Here is an 18,061-nt window from a genome sequence, read left to right on the forward strand (position 1 = left end):
CCCCTATCGTCATTAACAGCCTGCGGATTGAGGAAGTGCCGTTCCTGCCCTACATGGACAGGCCAGCCGACACGAAAGCCGGTTGCAAGCACCGCTGTACCGACGCTGCCTTGCGCTAAGGTGCTTTGCGAAACCTCCACTCTGCCGTCTCGCTTTGCAGTTCAACCATATGGCGGTAAAGGCCGCCCTGTTCCATCAGCTCCTGCGGGGTCCCTTTCTGCGCCACGCGGCCTTCCTCCAGGACCACGATTTGGTCAGCCCCAGCCACCGTGCGCATCCGGTGGGCGATAACCAGAACGGTTTTACCCCGGAGCAGCTGGGACAAAGCGGCTTGGACGGCGCTTTCGTTCTCCACATCCAGGCTGGCGGTGGATTTTCCCCCTCCAGAGGGGCCGATAAGAGCCGTAACCTGACCCTGGGTCCGGCTGTCTTGACATCCGCCCCGTTTTTCTCCTACAATGAAGTAAAGGAGGGACAATGCATGTACAATCCCCAGCTAGACACATTTATCTCTGTGGTGGAAGCGGGCAGCTTCAACAAAGCGGCAGAGCGGCTGTTTATCTCGCCTCCCGCGGTGATCAAGCAAGTCAACCTGCTGGAAGAAAATCTGGAGCTGCAGCTCTTCATCCGCACCCACCGGGGACTACAGCTGACGCAAGCAGGAAAGTCCCTCTATCAGGACGCAAAATATATCATCCAATACTGCAAAGACTCCGTCACCCGGGCCAAAAACGCTATGGAAGAGACGGACCATATCATCCGCATCGGCACGTCCATCATGACCCCCGCGCAGTTTTTGGTGGACCTGTGGCCCAAGATCCGGGAGACCTGCCCCAACGTGAAGTTCCAGCTGGTGCCCTATGAGAACACACCGGAGAACGCCAGGGAAATTTTGGGAAATATGGGGCAGACCATCGACGTGGTGGCGGGCGTGTTTGACGAAACCATGCTGAACCTGCGCCGCTGCGCCGGCCTGGAGCTGACCAAAGAGCCAATCTGCGTCGCGGTATCCATCCACCATCCCTTGGCCCAGAAGGAACAGCTGACCGTGCAGGACCTCTATGGGGAAAAGCTCTTGCTGATGCACCGGGATTGGAGCCACTATGTGGATCAGCTTCGGGACGACTTGTGGAAGAACCACCCCCAAATCCAAATTGTGGATTTTGATTTCTATGATGTGGGGGTGTTCAACCGGTGTGAAAACAACAATTATCTGCTGATGGCCGTGGAGAATTGGCGGTATGTCCACCCGCTGCTAAAAATTCTGCCCGTGGACTGGGGCTACACCATCCCCTTTGGACTGCTCCACGCGCCAAAGCCCACCCCGGAGATTCAACGGTTTTTAAAAGCTGTCCAACAGGCCGTGAACCCTGGCTGATAACCTTCGGCTTTATACCTGGTAACGAAGAGAGACTTCTGCGGAAGTCTCTCTTGTTTTATAATGAGGGCAAGAAAGAGAAAGGCAGTGGAATCCATGAAAATTGCGGCGGCATTGGCGGCCCTGGGGCTGGTGCTGCTCACCGGGTGCGCCACGGCGGAGAGCTCTCTCAGCCAAGTGGAGCCCATCACACAGGTAGAAAGCGAGGCGCCGTCCTCGGAAGGAGGGGAAGCTTCCATGGTGAGAGAGAGCGGCCCCTTCACCGCGGACACCCCCATAGAGGACGTGAAAAACGACCCGGTGTTTGGGGACTACGGCAGGCTGCTGTTCCCGGTGGAGGACTGGTACTACAGCGGTTCCACCCTGGGGGAATTGCAGCTGACCTGGTACGGCAACATCGACCCGGAGGAGACAGTGGAAATCGTCAACACCCTGTGGCAGCGGGTGAGCGGCGGGGAGACGGTGTTTTACGACATCTACACCGACGAGGAAAAAGCCGCCGACCCGGAGAAGGAGGACACGGGGCTGTTCTTCTTCAAGGGGGAGCCGGGGGAGAAATTCGCCGTGTGCAACGCCGGCGGGGGCTTTGCCTATGTGGGGGCCATGCAGGACAGCTTCCCTCACGCTTTGGAACTCTCCAAGCGGGGCTACAACGCCTTCGCTTTGATTTACCGCCCCGGCGCCCAGACCACCTGCGAGGATTTGGCCCGGGCCATCAGCTTTATCTTTGAAAACGCCCAGGAGCTGGAGGTGGACACGGACTGCTACTCCCTGTGGGGCGGCTCCGCCGGGGCGCGGATGGCAGCTTGGCTGGGGTCTTACGGCCCAGCGGCCTTTGGCGGGGACAACCTGCCCCAGCCAGGGGCGGTGATCATGCAGTACACCGGCCACAGCGACTACACCGAAAGCGACCCGCCCACCTTCGCCTGCGTGGGGGAAAACGACGGCATCGCCAATTGGCGCACTATGGAGCGGCGGCTTCAAGCTATGAGCGCCCTGGGCATTCCCACGGAGTTCCACCATTACCCCGGCCTGCGCCACGGCTTCGGCCTGGGCACCGGCACGGTGGCGGAGGGCTGGCTGGACCAGGCCGTGGCCTTCTGGGAAGAGCAAATGTAAAAGTTTGTGGGGCGCAGGGCAACATCTCTCCGTAGGCCGCAAGGCGGCCATCAAAAAACCAGCGGCCATGGCCCATGCCGCGAAACGGGCAGCCAGGTCTGCGGCCCCCTTCCAGAAGGGCGTTTGCAGTGAGCTGTTTGAGAAAGGAAGCGTTTTCGTGAACAACTTTATCTTTGAAAATTCCACCAAGGCCATCTTCGGCCAGGGGTGTGTCAAGGAATATCTGGCCTGCAAGGTAAAGCCTTTTGCAACCATACTATTGGCCTATTGGGGCGGGTCCATCCAACAAAATGGCATTTATCAGGAGGTCACCTCCATCCTGGTAAACGCCGGGAAAACCGTGGTGGAGTTTGGGGGAATTTCGCCCAACCCCACCTATCAAAAAGTGCTGGAGGGCGCCCGGCTTGCCCGGGAGCACAATGTGGACATGATTCTGGCCGTGGGCGGCGGCAGCGTGATGGACTGCGCCAAGGCGGTATCTTTAGCGGCCCGGTATGACGGGGACGTTTGGGCGGACTACTGGGAGCGGCCTGGGATTATCCGGTGCCAGCCCCTGCCTTTGGGGGTGATCGTCACCGCGGCAGGCACCGGCAGCGAGTGCAACGGCGGGGCGGTCATCACCCACGAGGAAAAGAAAATCAAGACCGGGCGGGACTATCCGCAGCTCAACCCCCGCTTTGCCCTGATGGACCCCACCTACACCTATTCGGTGCCGGTGAAACAGATGGTCTCCGGCGGGTTCGACATCCTCTCCCACCTGATGGAGACCTACTTCAGCGAGCCAGACCAGGACAACGTCTCCGACGACGTGATGGAGGCTCTGATGAAAAGCGTCATCCGCAACCTGCGGGCAGCCATCCAGAACCCCAAGGATTACACCGCGCGCTCCAACCTGCTGTGGGACTCCACCCTGGGAGAAAACCGGCTGGTGAAAATGGGCAAGCGCTGCGACTTTCAGTGCCACAGCATGGAGCACCAGCTGGGGGCCTACACAAACTGCAACCACGGCTTTGGCCTGGCGGCGCTCCACCCCGCCTACTACCGGCATATCTATAAAGAAGGGCTGCCCAAGTTCGTAAAGTTTGCCGAGAACGTGTGGGCCATTCCCCGAAAGGGCAAAACCGACCAGGAGCTGGCCCTGGCGGGCATCGAGGCACTTGCCGACTTCATCCAAGAGGTGGGTCTGCCCGCCACCTTGAAAGAGTTGGGGGTGGAAAGGTGCCAGCTGAAGGAGATTGCCAATTCCTGCCCTATCTCCCAGGGCAGCTACAAACACCTGACGCACCAGGAAATCTATCAGATTTTCCAGGAGTGTTATGAATAAAAAAGACTGTGACTGAAAGGAATGAATCATGTATGAAACGCACGCTTTCTTTACTTATGTCCCTGGTGATGGCTCTCTCCCTCACCGCATGTGACGGAAACGGGAACAGTTCCTCTTCCCAGGCAAGCTCCGCCACACCGGAATCCTCCGCTGTGGAAAGCTCTGCCAGCGAGGCTTCCAGCTCCTCTGAGATCGAGGCTTCCAGCCAGGCCCCCTCCAGCAGCGAGGTGAGCAGCGAGGCCCAGGCCGAGGATACCGGCTCTGGCAGCAGTGTGCTGGTGGTGTACTACTCCGCCACAGGCAACACCGCTCAGGTGGCCCAATACATCGCGAACAGCACCGGCGGAGACCTGTTTGAGCTGGAACCTGTGGACCCTTACACCAGCGATGATTTGAACTGGACCGATGACAACAGCCGGGTCAATCAGGAACATGAGAACGAGTCCCTGCGAGACGTGGAGCTGGTGGCGGACACCGTGGACAACTGGGATCAGTACGACACGGTGTTCATTGGGTATCCCATTTGGTGGGGCATCGCCGCCTGGCCTGTGGACGGCTTTGTAGAGGCCAACGACTTCTCCGGCAAGACCGTGATCCCCTTCTGCACCAGCTCCAGCTCCGGCCTGGGCGAAAGCGGCCAGCTGCTGGCAGACATGGTCGGCACCGGCGACTGGCAGGAAGGCCTGCGGTTCCGCTCCAGCGCCAGCCAGGAGGACGTGCAGAGCTGGATTGAGGAACTGGGGCTGTAATAACCCAAGGGTTTCTACCGCATAACCAATGGAAACTTCCGCTCTCTCCCCGGAGGGAGTATAGTATAATTACAGAAAAAAGAGGCACCGCAACCATGGAAAGGATGGCAATTGGTATGGAATTTGCTACATTGAACAACGGATTGAAAATGCCCATGGCGGGCATTGGGACCTTTTTGCTGAGCCCGGACGAGGCGGAGGCCTCGGTGCTGGCGGCGTTGGAGGACGGCTACCGCCTGATCGACACCGCCAACGCCTACGTCAATGAAAAGGCCGTGGGCCGGGCCATGAAGAAATCCGGACTGCCCCGGGAGGAGATCTTCCTGGAGACCAAGCTGTGGCCCTCCTTCTACGAAAATGACGACGCCGTGGACAAGACCCTGGAGCGCCTGGGCACCGGCACCATTGACCTGCTTCTGATCCACCAGCCCGCGGGCAACTATGTGGCGGGCTACCGGCAGATGGAGAAGGCTTACAAAGAGGGCAAGGTAAAGGCCATTGGCCTTTCCAACTTCAATCAGGCGCAGATTGAGGAAATTCTGGGCCTGTGCCAGGTGAAGCCCGCCGTGCTGCAAACCGAGGTGCACCCCTACTTCCAGGAGCAGGAACTGAAGAAATTCCTCAGCAAAGAGGGCATGGTCATCCAGGCCTGGTACCCCCTGGGCCACGGGGACAAGGCGCTGCTGGAGGAGCCTCTGTTCACCCAGCTTGGAAAGAAGTACGGCAAGACCAACGCCCAGATCATCCTGCGGTGGCACATCCAGGACGGAAATATTGTGATTCCCGGCTCCAAAAATCCTGCCCACATCAAGGATAACTTCGACCTGTTCGACTTCTCTTTGACGGAGGAGGAAATGGCGAAAATCGCCGCCCTGGACAAAAACACCCGCTACTACACCAGCACTCCCGAGATGCTGGAGATGTACGCCAAGACCGTGCCGGACGTGGACGGCCAGAAATAAAAAAGAGAGGAAAAGGGGGCAGGCGCTCCTCTTTCCATCATCATAAAGGAGTGTATCGCGATGCGCAAAAACTTTGGTGTGAAATCTTGGTTCTATCCCCAGCCGGTGCTGATTATCGCCACCTATGACGAGAACGGCAATCCCGACGCCATGAACGCCGCCTGGGGCGGCCTGTACGACGGCAACAAGGTGGAGCTGTGCCTGAGCGCCGGCCACAAGACCACCAAGAACATCCGGGCTACCGGGGCCTTTACGGTCAGCTTCGCCGACGCCGCCAACCTGGTGGCCAGCGACTATGTGGGCCTGGCCTCTGCCAACACCGAACCCAAGAAGATGGAGAAGTCCGGCTTCCACCTGACCAAGAGCCAGTTTGTCAACGCTCCGCTGATTGACGAGCTGCCTGTGGCCATGGAGTGCAAGCTCATTAAGATCAACGAGGACGGCAACGTCATCGGGGAGATTGTCAATGTGTCCGCCGACGAGAGCGTGCTGGGCGAGGATGGGAACATCGACTTTTCCAAGTTCCGCCCCATCTCCTTCGAGCCGGTCCACAACGGCTACCATGTGCTGGGCGAGCGTGTGGGCACTGCCTTCCAGGACGGGGCGGCGCTGAAATAAGCGGGATGTTTGTGGTCTGCCACATGCTGGCGTCCCTGGACGGGAAGATTGACGGCGCCATTTTTGGCGCCAAGGAGGCAGCTCCCGCGCTAAAGGCCTATGGGGAGCTGCGAAAGTACTACGGCTGCCAGGCCACGCTGTACGGCACCACCACCATGCTGGGGGGCTATGCTGACGGAAAAGTAGGAAGCCTTTCCCCTATCTCCACTCCCCTACCCCGGGAGGACTGGGTCAATGTAAAGGGCCGGGATATGGACAATTTTGTTGTGTCTGTGGACCCAAAAGGGGAGCTGGCCTTCTCCTCCCACATTTCAGAAAAGAAGGGACGGGAGCCAGCCCACATCATTGAAGCTCTGACAGAGCAGGCCGCTCCAAAATACTTGGCTTACCTGCGTGAAAAGGGTGTTTCCTATGTATTCGCCGGGAAAGAGGCCCTGGACTGCGGACTGCTGCTCCAAAAGCTCCACAACCGGTTTGGCATTGAAAGGCTGATGGTGGCAGGGGGCGGCGTGATGAACTGGTCGTTCCTGTCGGAAGGGCTGCTGGATGAAATCAGCCTGGTGGTTGCCCCCGTAGCGGACGGCGGCAACACGGCGGTGTCCATCTTTGAGCAGGCGCCTTTCCTGCCGGGGCACAGTCCGGTGGGGCTTGCTCTGAAGGAGAGCAGGTGCTGGAAGGGGAAACAGGAATGATTCACTACAGCTTTCGCTGTAAAAAAAGACAAAGAAAGGGGCTGGGAACAGTTGTATTTCCAGCCCCTTTCCGCTATACTGGAGACAGTTCTTAGCATGGGAGGACTGGTATGGATACCCAGGTTACGTTCGGTATCATCGCAGGCTGCGTGGCGCTGGCGGCGGTTTTGGTGCTGCTTTCGCTCCACATCCTGCGGCGGGAGCCGAAAGATTTGCGGGAATGCTGGAAAAACGGCGAGATTTTACTTTTGACTTTTGAGCAGATCATGGCCCTGTACAACGCCGCCCCGGAAAAATGGGACATGCAGGTGGACGGCCCCACCTACTATCCCCATGGGAAGGATCTGGACGGCCTATTGGTTTTCATGCTGCCCAAAGAACGGAAGCGCTACCGGCAGTGGTTCGACTGGCGGCTCTCCCACGGGGAGGACGCCGGCCGGTTCCAGATGACGGCCAAGGCGCTGCTCTCCATGCAGGGGGACTTAGAGGGCCATCTTCAAAAATTGGAGGCGGCCAACCAAAAGGCGCTTCAGGAATCTGCTGAGGCCGTACAGCGCATTTTGGAGAAACAGCAGCAAGAAGGGGGGCGCGGAAACCGGCGAATATGAAAGGCCCGTTCACGTTACAGTTCCGAAACAGGAAGAAAGAGCAGGTGTTATGTAATGGAATTTCTGTTGCCCTACCTCCCCATTATCATCCCGATTCTGGTAATTCTCATTATTTTGCTTATGGGCTATGTAAAGGCCCCGCCGGACCAGGCGTATATCATCTCCGGCCTGCGGAAAAACAGCCGCATCCTCATTGGGCAGGCGGGCATCCGCATCCCCTTTTTGGAGCGGCTGGATAAGCTGTATCTGGGCCAGATGACGGTGGACATCAAGACGGAGCAGTCCGTCCCCACCAACGACTTTATCAACGTATCCGTGGACGCTGTGGCCAAGGTGCGCATCTCCCCAGAGGAGAACGGCATCCGGCTGGCGGCGAAAAACTTTCTGAACAAGAAAGGCAATGACATCGCCATGGATTTGAAGGATTCCCTCCAGGGCAACATGCGGGAGATCATCGGCACGCTGACGCTGGAGAAAATCAACACCGACCGGGATTCCTTCTCCGACCAGGTGATGCAGAAGGCCTCTCGGGACATGGAGAAGCTGGGCATTGAGATCCTCTCCTGCAACATCCAGAACGTCCAGGATGAAAACGGCCTGATTCAGGATCTGGGTGCGGAGAACACCTCCCTCATCAAAAAGAACGCTGCCATTGCCAAGGCCCAGGCGGACCGGGACGTGGCCATCGCCCAGGCAAACGCCGACAAAGCCGCCAACGACGCCAAGGTGGAATCCCAAACCCAGATTGCCCAGAAGCAGAACGAACTGGAAATCAAGCGGGCAGAGCTGAAAATCACCGCCGACACCAAGAAGGCCGAGGCGGAGGCCGCCTATGAGATTCAAAACCAGGCCCAGCAGAAGATCATCGGCACCGCCACGGTGGACGCGGAAATCGCCAAGACCGCCCGGGAGGCCGAGCTGAAAAAGCAAGAGGTAGAGGTGGCCAAGCAGGCCCTGGACGCGGAGATCCGGGCCAAGGCGGATGCCGACCGTTACCGGAAGGAACAGGAGGCTCAGGCCGCCCTCTTCCAGCGGCAAAAGGATGCGGAGGCCAAGCGCTACGAGCAGGAGCAGGAAGCGGAAGCTGTGAAAAAGCAGGCAGAGGCCAGCCGCTTCGCCAAGGAGCAGGAGGCCGCCGGCATCTCCGCTGTGGGTAAGGCAGAGGCCGCGGCCATCCAGGCCAAGGCGCTGGCAGAGGCCGAAGGCATTGACAAGAAGGCCGAGGCCATGAAGAAATACGGCCAGGCCGCCGTCATTGAGATGGTGATGAACGCCCTGCCGGAGATTGCCAAGAATGTGGCCCAGCCCCTCTCCAAGGTGGACAAGATTACCATGTATGGCGAGGGCAACAGCGCCAAGCTGCTGCAGGATATCATCAACGGCACCACCCAGGTTTCTGAGGGCATTGCCCAGGGCATGGGCATCGACATCAAGGCGCTGCTCTCCGGAATGCTTGGAGGGAAAGTTGCCGCGGAACATCAGGAGGCCCCCGCTCCGGCTGCCCCTCCTGTGGAAGCGGCTCCCGCGGAACCTTCCACGGATGTCCAAACGCCCGAAAAAACAGAATAAGAAACGGAAAGGGCACAGGCGGGAAACCTGTGTCCTTTTTCACGGCTCTTTGTAGCCCCCTTTCTTAAGAGCCATCTCAGTCAGGCGCGCCTCTCTCCCACAGCCTCTCGCGCCGCCTCCACTATCCCTTTGGGAACCTGGAACCGCGGAGCTCTTTTATAACCAAAACACAAAAACTTTCGCTTCCCTATCGCCTTTTGGCACGATATTTGCTATAATATAGGCAATGAAATGCCAGGGAGGGGTCCCGCAACCAAAGCGCACGCTAAAAAACGGCAAGCAGGCTCTTCACGGATTGCGCCACTGCGAAACCCGTGGGGACGGCATCGCTCCCACAGGCAGAGATTCAGGAAAGGACGACATGCTATGACACGGAAAAAAGCAGATTCCGCAAACAAGAAACCAACCCCAAAGAAAGCTACACCCCCTATTGCTGAAAAGGCAGCGTCCGCCACTGTGAAGGAGGAAGCCGCCCCCAAGAAGGCTGCCCCTGTGGAGGAAAAGGCGGCTCCCGCCACTGCGAAGAAGGAGGCCGCCCCCAAGAAGGCCGCCCCTGTGGAGGAAAAGGCGGCTCCCGCCGCTGCGAAGAAGGAAGCCGCCCCCAAGAAGGCCGCCCCTGTGGAGAAAAAGGCGGCTCCCGCCACTGCGAAGAAGGAAGCCGCCCCCAAGAAGGCCGCCCCTGTGGAGGAAAAGGCGGCTCCCGCCGCTGCGAAGAAGGAGGCTGCCCCCAAGAAGGCCGCTCCTGTGGAAGAAAAGGCGGCTCCCGCCGCGGAAGCGCCTGCCCCTGTGAAGGTGATGACCCACCAGCCCCGGCGCAGCGTAGCCTTCATCGGCTCGGAGTGCTACCCCTTTGTCAAAACAGGCGGCTTGGGCGATGTCATGTACGCATTGCCTCGGGAACTGGTCCGGCTGAACTGCGACGTTCGGGTGATTCTCCCCCGCTACGCCTGCATCCCGAAGGAATATCAGGATAAGATGGTCTACCGGGGTGAGTTCTACATGGATCTGGGCAGGACCGGCCGGAATTACTATGTGGGGATTATGGAATACATCCACGATGGGGTGGTGTACGACTTTATCGACAACCAGGAGTTCTTCTCTACCGGGAACCCCTATATCAATCTGGTAGACGACATTCCAAAATACTGCTTCTTCAGCAAGGCTGCCCTGGCCGCGCTGAACTACATGAACTGGATTCCTGACATTGTCCACTGCCACGACTGGCAGGCGGCCCTGGTGCCTGTTTTCCTGAAGACGCTGTTCCAAAGCTCCCCTGTGGGAAAGGCAAAATCCATTCTCACAATTCACAATTTGCGGTTCCAAGGGATTTACAACATTCCCACCATTCAGTATTGGACCGGCCTGCCGGATTCCGTTTTCGTTATGGGCGCTTTGAAGCAAGGCTATGAGGACGCCAACATGCTGAAGGGCGGCCTGGCCTATGCCGACCGGATCACCACGGTCAGCGGCACCTATGCCCAGGAGATTCAGACGAAGGAATATGGCGAGGGCTTGGAAAACCATCTGTGGTATCACAGCCAGAAGCTGCGGGGCATTGTCAACGGCATCGACTACGGAATGTGGAACCCGGAAACCAACCCGGCCTTGGTTGAAAACTACGGCCTGGGAAATGTGCTGGACCACAAGATGGCCAACAAACTGGCCCTGCAAAAGGAACTGGGCTTAGAAGAGGACGAAGGCAAATTTGTCATTGGACTGATCTCCCGCCTGACCAACCAAAAGGGGCTGGATCTGGTCAGCGCCGTCATTCCCCAGGTAATGGACGGAAACACCCAAGTGGTCATTTTGGGAACCGGCGACAGGGAATTTGAGGATACTTTCCGGTATTATGAGGGAGCCTATAAGGGGCAATTCGCCGCTTGCATCCAGTATGATGAATCACGGGCCCACCGGATTTATGCCGGCGCGGACGCATTGCTGGTGCCCTCCCGCTTTGAACCCTGCGGCCTGACCCAGCTCAATGCCATGCACTACGGCACCCTGCCCATTGTCCGGGAGACAGGCGGTTTGAAGGATACTGTAGAGCCCTATAACGACTTCACCGGGAGCGGCAACGGCTTCACCTTTGACCGGTACGAGTCCGGCCTGCTGCTGGACGCCATCAACCGGGCAAAGACCTTGTATTTCACCAACCGCTACCACTGGGACGAGGTGGTTCAGCGGGACATGGACAAGGACGTCTCCTGGGAGAACTCTGCCAAGCAGTACAAAGAGCTGTATCTGGAGCTGACCCAGTGGTAAAAGAGAGCAAAGTTTTTCTTAGTTAGTTGGAATCAAAGATAAATTTAGACTACCTGTTATTTTTCAAACGCCGCCAAAGCCTGTGTCTCAGGTTTTGGCGGCATTTCTTTTCAGAGAAGTCCTTTGACAGCCGCACCCCTGTTGCCCAAAGCGGCATATCGGGTCATTGATAAAAAGGCTGACTTTCATATCACAACACCCAAAACGGAAAGCGGTACACGCATTATCCCGATCCTCTATCCAGAAGTCATTGAACAGCTTCGCCAGCAAATCGAGGTAATGGATGCGTTATATCCGAACGATAAGTTGGTATTGAACGGTTATCACGGTTTCATCTTCCGAAATCGCTACGGAAGTTTCCTCTCCGCTCATAATATCAATCGGGCCATTGAACGCATCTCCACAGCATACAACATGGAAGAACTGGACCAAGCGGAATTGGAAGATCGTGAGCCGGAACTTCTCCCACACTTTACCGTCCATAACCTGCGACATACTTTCTGCACACGACTCTGCGAAAGCACGAACGATATCAAGTTTATCCAACAGGTAATAGGCCACGCTGATTTTTCCACAACTATGGATATTTATACGCATATTACGCAAGAAAACATGAGGGAAAAAGCAGATGCAATCAAGGGTAATTTGGTGCTAATGTGAAAATTGCAAAAAAGGGCAAATCCGCATAAAAAACACGGATTTGCCCTTCATTTTGGCCCGTCTGATGCCGTCTGATTTCAAGCAAAAGTTGTAGTTGTAAGCCTCTTTTGCTACATCTTGTGCCGTACCGTTTCGTCAGACACTATATATTGTGTAATTTTAGTCCAAAGGCTTCATAGTGGGAATTAGAATTTGAAAGTATCTCATAGCTCATTGAATACCTTCAGAATACCTTATCCCTATGCCAAACCAGGGATTCATATTCCTTCTTCGCATGTGGTTTTTTCGACTGTTTTGTTGTCAGCTTAGGGTCGTTACGGAAGCTTTTGTTGTCAGAAGAAATTGCCAACTGCGTCCCTAAAAGAGATCCAGAGAAGCGATTTTCTCAATGGATTCCAGCTTCTTTTGATCTGTGGCCTCAGCATATATATTCATAGTCGTCTCAATGCTTTTGTGGCCCATAATCGACTGAATAACCTTTAGGTTTGTTTCGTTTTCACACAGCCGCGTGCAAAATGTATGACGCAGATGGTGGCAGGAGAAGTCAGGTAGAAGAAGCGGTTTCCTTTTTCCCTTTTTCGCGTCAAAGAGTTCCTCTTCGTTGTAGTGGAAAATGATTCTCTTTAACGTTCGATTGATGGATTGAGGATTAAAAACAAGGCCAAATCGGTTCATGAAAATGAAACCACTTACTCCATCGATGACAGAGTCACATGGTCCTTCTTCTTTTTGTTCCTCATACGCCATCTGGAATGCGTCGTAGACTACATCCAACATAGGAACCGTGCGAATTCCCGCTTCCGTTTTCGGCTTGGAAATATGATAGGTGGACTTTCTTGACTCGCCAATAGGATAGTATACCAGGGAGCGCCTGATATGGATTATCCGTTTGTCATAATCAAGATCTTCCCATGTTAAGCCTAACGCCTCTCCTATTCTGCATCCTGTACCCAACAGAACCGTGAACAGCGGCCACCAACGATAATAGATAGGGTGGTTGGCAACATAGTCCATAAACGCTCTCTGTTGCTCTAGCGTTAACGCATGTCTAACTCCATTTGTCTGACCAGTTCTCTTTTTCAGCTCTTTCATGACGCCGGTTGCTGGATTCTTACGGATGATATCATCCTTCACTGCCAATTCAAATGTAGGATGGAGCAGATTGTGGATAGCATCAACCGTTGAGATGGACAACTCTTCTTCTCTGAGAAGATACAGGTAAAATTGAAGGACATCCGAATACTTGATTTTCGCAATCAATTTTCGCCCAAACGTCTTACGGACAAACCGATTGTACATGTAGTCATAGTTGCTTCGGGTTGTTTCCCGTAAGTCATATTTGGTAGCAATGTAACGATCAAAACAGATATTGACCGTTGCTTGGCTAGCCTCATATACGTCCAGCCCATCTAATTGGTCACGAATCAGTTTCTTTTCTTTTTCGCGCAACGTCAAGAGATCACGAGCGTAAATATACTTTCGCCTACCTTGTGGGTCGGTAAAGGTATATACGTATCTCTTGTCGGATGCCCTTTGTGATTCTCCCTTCCTTAAAGCACGACCACGTTCATCTTTTCTTGATTTCACTTATCATTCCTCCGAAAGCTGGAGAAAGGCTTTGGATAAAGAAAAAATGTTCTCAATGGTAACGTATAGTATACCAGAAGGCAGTTCAGAAAACAATGGACAAAGTGAAAAAATCGAAGTGCTTACCTTTAGAATTCTCTAAAGGACTCGAGAAATTCCTCGAAAATTTCGCAGTTAACCAGAACTACACCGTCAATTTTGTATACCGCCCTCGCTTCTTTTGCCAGTTCCTGAAATTTTGTCAGACCCAAACTGTACTTTTCAGCTCCTTCTTTGTAGCGGACGAATTTCTTTCCTGTCTTCTTAGCTGCTTCAGCGTTTTTTCTTGCGTAACCCATAAGTCTACCTCCAATAATATTTATTATTTCCCGCGCCGCCTGCAGCTAACAGGCCATAGAGTGAATCTCTCTCCCCGCATTCTGATGCCGGGCCGCCCGATGCTGTGAAGCGTCCAAGGCGGAAGTATCATTGTGGCCGGCTGGGTCATCGCGTCCCGTGGGCGCTACCCACGATTTGTTCGCTTCTCCAAGGCGCCGCTCTCCAGCCGGGAATGTGACGGGTTATTATGCGATTTTCAAGGTTCTGGAAGAATGCCTTCATAGTATAAGAACAATCCAAACACACAATTTCTCTCACTTCCTCCATAAAAATTTAAAAAAGCCATTGGCAGAAAAATCTGACAACGGCTTTGTAAGCGTCAACTCCAGCAACGCAGTAGACAAAAGGGAACAGCCCCCCAGGAAAGATGGCTGTTCCCTTTTTTCATGTAAACGCAAGGTTACGGCGAAAAATGATGGAGAGAAGACTCCAAGAGAAGCAAAACCCCATTGGGTTCCTTAGCAAACAGGTTGTCCTCCAAGTGGAAGAAGCAGCGCAGCTCTCCGGAAGAGGTATCCGGCACAAGGTAGAAGAGCCGGTTTCTCAGGCTGCTCTCGTCCTCAAAGACGTCTAGGCTTGCAAAAGGCATCCCCGGCAATTTGTCCGGCACAACAGTGCCGGCCCAGGATGCGTAGGTTTGTAGAACCTCAAAATCGGACATTGCGTATCATTCCCTTCCTTCAGGCATTGGGTGGGAGATCAGTAAGCCTTCAGGGCGACAGCTCAGGAAGTCCTCTAAGTTAAACAGGTTGGACACCGAAATGTTCGTGTCTTTGTTGCACCAGTTCCAGACTTGGCGGATGGAAACCAGGCACCACTCTGCCGCCTCTTTGCGTCCTTTCTCCCGTACCTGGAGCCAGAAGCAGACCTTTTTACAGCTAAGCAGCATAATGGTCTGCGCTCTAGCATAGGCCATTGGAATCACCCCCTTCCCACGCTTTTAGCATAGGAGGAAGTGAAGTTCTAAAAAATGAACTGGATTTCCAAATTATGGAAATCCACGGGGGAAAATAAAAAACGCCTCAGGACAGCAGTCCAAAGACGTTTTAACTTAGTGCTGTGTACAATGTTCCGGCGTCAGTTTTTTCGCCCACTCCTGGTCTGTCTCAAAGAGCCTGGGTGCTTCTTGAAACACCCAGAGAAGGTATTTGTACGGGTCCAGCCCGGTCTCCTTAGCGCTTTCAATCAGGCTGTAAATCACAGCGCTGGCCTGGGCTCCCGCTGGAGTGTTGGCAAACAGCCAGTTCTTCCTGCCCATCACAAAGGGCTTTATGCTGCGTTCCGCACGGTTGTTGGACATCTCCAGCCTGCCGTCCTCCAGGTAGCGGACAAGATACGGCCACTGCTCTTTCAGATAGTGCAGTGCCTTGCCCAAGGCAGACTTTGGCGGCGTCACCTTCTGTTTTTCTTGTGCCCATGAGAACAAAGCGTCCAGCACCGGCTTAGTCCGGTTCTGCCGCTGTTTGCGCTTCTCTTCAAAGGGAAGGCCTTGGATGTCTTTTTCAATGGAGAACAATTTGGTGCAGAAAGCCTGGCCCTCCAGGGCGGCGCAGCCTGCCTGCTCCTTTTGGGGCAGGGAATTCACCGCCTCATCGAATTTTCTCCTGGCATGCGCCCAGCATTCCACTACACGGATGTCCGGCCGCAGCTTGTGGTACCCCTGGTACCCGTCCGCGTGGAGATACCCTAAGAAGCCCTCCAGGAATTCCTCCGCATTCTTGGCTTTCCTGTCCGGTTTGTAGTCGTACAGAACAATAGGGTATTCTGCGTCCCCACCGGTTCGGTACAGCCACATATAGCTTTTGCTCGGGGCGGATTTTCCTGGCTCTTTCAGTACCTGCAGCGTGGTTTCGTCCCCGTGGAGGACATCTCGTTTCAGCAGTTCTCTATGCAGCTCTTGGTAGATGGGCTCTAGCCAATCCTCCGCCGCGCGCAGCAGCCAGTGGGACATCACCTGCCTGCTCAGTTTCAACCCCTGCCGTCCCCACTCCTGCTCCTGCCGGTACAGCGGGGAGTACATCACGAATTTCTGCACCATGAGGTGAGCAATGGATTCCGGGGAGGCAAAGCTGCCAGGCAGCACCGCCGGCTCCTTGGGCATGTTCACAATTACGGAATCGCCCGTTTTTTTCTCGCACACTTTGCAGGCGTAGGTGTAGTACACATCCTCCTGGATCCAGAACCGGGCCGGTTCCATCTTCAGGCTCCGCCGCACTTCCTTGCCAATCTCTACCATTTCGGAATTGCACTTAGGGCAGGAACGGTTTTCCAGCCGGTGCTCCACCACTTCCACAGGGGTCCCTTCCGGAACAACCTCTTCAACACTGCCGGAGCGGGGCTTCCGGGTATGGGCTTTGACCTGGGTCTCTTTCTTCCCAACGCCGGCACACCAGGCTTCCGCCTCGTTGAATACCCGGCCAAACTGCTCAAACACCAGCTGGTCCATCTGCTCGCTGGACGACCCATACTGCTTTTTCCGGTTTAGACTCAGCTGCTCCAGCAGCCATTGGTTTTTCAAAAGGGCTGCCACCAGCTCTTGGCTCTTACCCTCCAGTTCCTGGTTTTTCTTTACTAGCTCCTGGTTCTGGGCATGCAGCTTTGCCTGCAGAGCCTCGTATTCCGCTCTGGAAATGGTCACCATTTCCTCGTTCTTTTCGGGGAGTTCTCTTGTCTTTTCCATGTGTAAAGTATAGCACAAAACCCGCGAAAAAGCCAGTGTTTTCGCGGGTTTCTGCCACTTTTCTTCCTTCTAGATCATACTCATCTTGGGCAGGGTTTTGTGCGCCTTCGGCTGGTCGATTTGCAACCCTTCCATCAGCCAGCGGTATTGCTGCGCCGTCAGCTTCCGCACCTCTTCTCCGTTTCGCGGCCACTGAAAACTTCCGTTCTCCAACCGTTTGTACAGCAGTACGAACCCGTTGCCTTCCCAGTACAGCGCTTTGATCCGGTCTTTCCGCCTCCCGCAGAACAGGAACAGCGTATTGGTAAACGGGTCTAGCTGGAATTGGCTTTGCACCAAGGTCGCCAGCCCATCGATTCCCTTGCGCAAGTCCGTGTACCCGCAGGCTATGTATACCTTCTCCGCGCCGGTGAAGTCACTTAGCATGATGCAGCACCCGCAGAACTGTTTCCAGCAACCTTTCGTCCGTTCCCTGGTAGAACTCTACTTCTAGTTTTCCCAATCGTACCGTGGCGGCTAGGCCAGGCTTCTCACACTCGCTTCCGCCAGTTGCCGGTAATTGTAGGCTTTCTGAAGTCCTCACCTCCGCAAACTCCACCTGCTGCTGTCTCTGAGCTGCCTCAAATACCCGTTTCTGCCACCGGTAGTATGTTTGCTTGCTTATTCCTCTTTCCCGGCACCACTTCTCGATTGACATACCACTTTCTTGCCGCTCCGTTATTTGTTTTGCCCATTCCATGAGCTTCTGTCCCTGGTTGTATTGCCGCAATCTTGTATCCATACTCTCACGCTGCCTTTCTCACCTTCTCTCATGAGAGTCCCTGCCACTCTCATGAGATTTTATGAGAGTATTTTCCTACTTCCTTTTTCCTTATACTAGACGTTGGGACAGGTGACGGTTACTTTTTTCTGGGATTATACTCCTAATCTGAAAACTAGGATTAGGAGTACACGTGGATGTCCTCCGGCGCCACGTACTTCAGGTACACCTAGTAGATGCGAGAACTGTACTCCATATACAGGGCCATCCGGGGCGGGGCCACCAGATAGTCTAAGGCCACGTCGGGATGGGCCTGCACCTGGGTGTCGTCCCAGGAGGAAGTGGTGAGCTTCCTGCCCGGGGCTTTCTGCCGGCGCTCCCGGTTGACCTGCTCCACCCGCTGGACCACCTCAAACAGTCTTGCCCGACCGGAGACGCCGTAGGCCTTCAAGGAGGGGGGCACCGCCAGGCAGATGGTTTTCTCCGTGCGAGACTTGTCCGCCACCACCAGGTTGGTGGTCATGGGGTCGAGACCCCGCTCCATGCACTCCACGGAGGCGTAAAAGGACTTGAGATAAAGCCGATATCAGCTTTATCTCAATAATGCCGAGAAATAGAAAAAGCCGAGACTATTCGACAACCCTGGTTAAAACAGGGAATTAGTCAAAAGACTCGGCATTAGTTTTTTCAACTCAAGCCATAAAGACGCTTAATC

At 54.9% G+C, this 18,061-nt stretch carries 18 protein-coding genes and 3 pseudogenes; 12 read left to right on the forward strand and 9 right to left on the reverse strand.

Going from position 1 to position 18,061, the window contains the following annotated elements; all coding sequences use genetic code 11:
* Positions 1-5: 5 nt before the first annotated feature.
* Positions 6-116 (forward strand): annotated as a pseudogene (locus ODJ80_RS14215) (relaxase/mobilization nuclease domain-containing protein); the annotation flags it as partial.
* On the opposite strand, the pseudogene ODJ80_RS14220 reads toward ODJ80_RS14215, so the two are convergent.
* Positions 116-376: pseudogene (locus ODJ80_RS14220) on the reverse strand (ABC transporter ATP-binding protein); the annotation flags it as partial. The pseudogenes ODJ80_RS14215 and ODJ80_RS14220 sit on opposite strands and share 1 nt — an antisense overlap.
* Positions 377-481: 105 nt before the next feature.
* Here ODJ80_RS14220 and ODJ80_RS13395 point away from each other — a divergent pair.
* From ODJ80_RS13395 to ODJ80_RS13445, 11 genes are all read left to right on the forward strand, one after another.
* Positions 482-1,378, forward strand: a complete 897-nt coding sequence (locus ODJ80_RS13395) for a LysR family transcriptional regulator (protein WP_263042474.1) — start codon at positions 482-484, stop codon at positions 1,376-1,378.
* A 237-nt stretch (positions 1,379-1,615) separates the two neighbouring features.
* Complete coding sequence (locus tag ODJ80_RS13400) at positions 1,616-2,497, forward strand: alpha/beta hydrolase (RefSeq protein WP_442863925.1); 882 nt, start codon at positions 1,616-1,618, stop codon at positions 2,495-2,497.
* Positions 2,498-2,654: 157 nt separating this feature from the next.
* Entirely contained in the window at positions 2,655-3,821 is a 1,167-nt protein-coding gene (locus ODJ80_RS13405) for an iron-containing alcohol dehydrogenase (RefSeq protein ID WP_263042476.1), read from the forward strand.
* A 32-nt stretch (positions 3,822-3,853) separates the two neighbouring features.
* On the forward strand, positions 3,854-4,570 hold the full coding sequence (locus tag ODJ80_RS13410) for a flavodoxin (RefSeq protein WP_263042477.1): 717 nt from the start codon (positions 3,854-3,856) through the stop codon (positions 4,568-4,570).
* A 116-nt stretch (positions 4,571-4,686) separates the two neighbouring features.
* On the forward strand, positions 4,687-5,532 hold the full coding sequence (locus ODJ80_RS13415) for an aldo/keto reductase (protein ID WP_263042478.1): 846 nt from the start codon (positions 4,687-4,689) through the stop codon (positions 5,530-5,532).
* Positions 5,533-5,592: 60 nt separating this feature from the next.
* Positions 5,593-6,150, forward strand: a complete 558-nt coding sequence (locus ODJ80_RS13420; RefSeq protein WP_263042479.1) for a flavin reductase family protein — start codon at positions 5,593-5,595, stop codon at positions 6,148-6,150.
* Between the two features lie 5 nt (positions 6,151-6,155).
* Positions 6,156-6,842 carry a dihydrofolate reductase family protein gene (locus ODJ80_RS13425; RefSeq protein WP_263042480.1) on the forward strand — a complete coding sequence of 229 codons (687 nt, stop codon included), beginning with the start codon at positions 6,156-6,158 and terminating at the stop codon, positions 6,840-6,842.
* Between the two features lie 110 nt (positions 6,843-6,952).
* Complete coding sequence (locus ODJ80_RS13430; RefSeq protein ID WP_263042481.1) at positions 6,953-7,450, forward strand: hypothetical protein; 498 nt, start codon at positions 6,953-6,955, stop codon at positions 7,448-7,450.
* 54 nt (positions 7,451-7,504) lie between these two features.
* The gene (locus ODJ80_RS13435; protein WP_263042482.1) at positions 7,505-9,019 is read left to right on the forward strand and encodes a flotillin family protein; all 1,515 of its coding nucleotides are present in this window, start codon (positions 7,505-7,507) and stop codon (positions 9,017-9,019) included.
* 456 nt (positions 9,020-9,475) lie between these two features.
* Positions 9,476-11,281, forward strand: a complete 1,806-nt coding sequence (locus ODJ80_RS13440) for a glycogen synthase (protein WP_317619988.1) — start codon at positions 9,476-9,478, stop codon at positions 11,279-11,281.
* A gap of 123 nt (positions 11,282-11,404) precedes the next feature.
* Positions 11,405-11,941 carry a site-specific integrase gene (locus ODJ80_RS13445; RefSeq protein WP_263042484.1) on the forward strand — a complete coding sequence of 179 codons (537 nt, stop codon included), beginning with the start codon at positions 11,405-11,407 and terminating at the stop codon, positions 11,939-11,941.
* Positions 11,942-12,298: 357 nt separating this feature from the next.
* Here the strand turns inward: ODJ80_RS13445 and ODJ80_RS13450 are convergent, their stop codons facing one another.
* The 8 genes and pseudogenes from ODJ80_RS13450 to ODJ80_RS13485 form a co-directional block, all read right to left on the reverse strand.
* Positions 12,299-13,528 (reverse strand): tyrosine-type recombinase/integrase, encoded by a 1,230-nt coding sequence (locus ODJ80_RS13450; protein ID WP_263042485.1) that lies wholly within the window; start codon positions 13,526-13,528, stop codon positions 12,299-12,301.
* A 128-nt stretch (positions 13,529-13,656) separates the two neighbouring features.
* The gene (locus tag ODJ80_RS13455; RefSeq protein ID WP_263042486.1) at positions 13,657-13,866 is read right to left on the reverse strand and encodes a DUF6462 family protein; all 210 of its coding nucleotides are present in this window, start codon (positions 13,864-13,866) and stop codon (positions 13,657-13,659) included.
* Positions 13,867-14,306: 440 nt separating this feature from the next.
* On the reverse strand, positions 14,307-14,567 hold the full coding sequence (locus ODJ80_RS13460; protein ID WP_263042487.1) for a hypothetical protein: 261 nt from the start codon (positions 14,565-14,567) through the stop codon (positions 14,307-14,309).
* A gap of 6 nt (positions 14,568-14,573) precedes the next feature.
* Positions 14,574-14,822, reverse strand: coding sequence for a hypothetical protein (locus tag ODJ80_RS13465; protein WP_263042488.1), 249 nt, complete (start codon positions 14,820-14,822; stop codon positions 14,574-14,576).
* Positions 14,823-14,957: 135 nt separating this feature from the next.
* Positions 14,958-16,547 carry an IS66 family transposase gene (tnpC, locus tag ODJ80_RS13470; RefSeq protein ID WP_263042489.1) on the reverse strand — a complete coding sequence of 530 codons (1,590 nt, stop codon included), beginning with the start codon at positions 16,545-16,547 and terminating at the stop codon, positions 14,958-14,960.
* Positions 16,548-16,655: 108 nt separating this feature from the next.
* The gene (tnpB, locus tag ODJ80_RS13475; RefSeq protein ID WP_263042490.1) at positions 16,656-17,012 is read right to left on the reverse strand and encodes an IS66 family insertion sequence element accessory protein TnpB; all 357 of its coding nucleotides are present in this window, start codon (positions 17,010-17,012) and stop codon (positions 16,656-16,658) included.
* Positions 17,002-17,367 (reverse strand): IS66 family insertion sequence element accessory protein TnpA, encoded by a 366-nt coding sequence (tnpA, locus tag ODJ80_RS13480; RefSeq protein WP_263042491.1) that lies wholly within the window; start codon positions 17,365-17,367, stop codon positions 17,002-17,004. The genes tnpB and tnpA overlap by 11 nt, the downstream gene beginning before the upstream one ends.
* A 211-nt stretch (positions 17,368-17,578) precedes the next feature.
* Positions 17,579-17,890: pseudogene (locus ODJ80_RS13485) on the reverse strand (DNA methylase); the annotation flags it as partial.
* Between the last annotated feature and the right edge of the window lie 171 nt (positions 17,891-18,061).

The sequence above is a fragment of the Acutalibacter sp. LFL-21 genome, assembly GCF_025630755.1.
Taxonomy (GTDB): domain Bacteria; phylum Bacillota; class Clostridia; order Oscillospirales; family Acutalibacteraceae; genus Acutalibacter; species Acutalibacter stercoravium.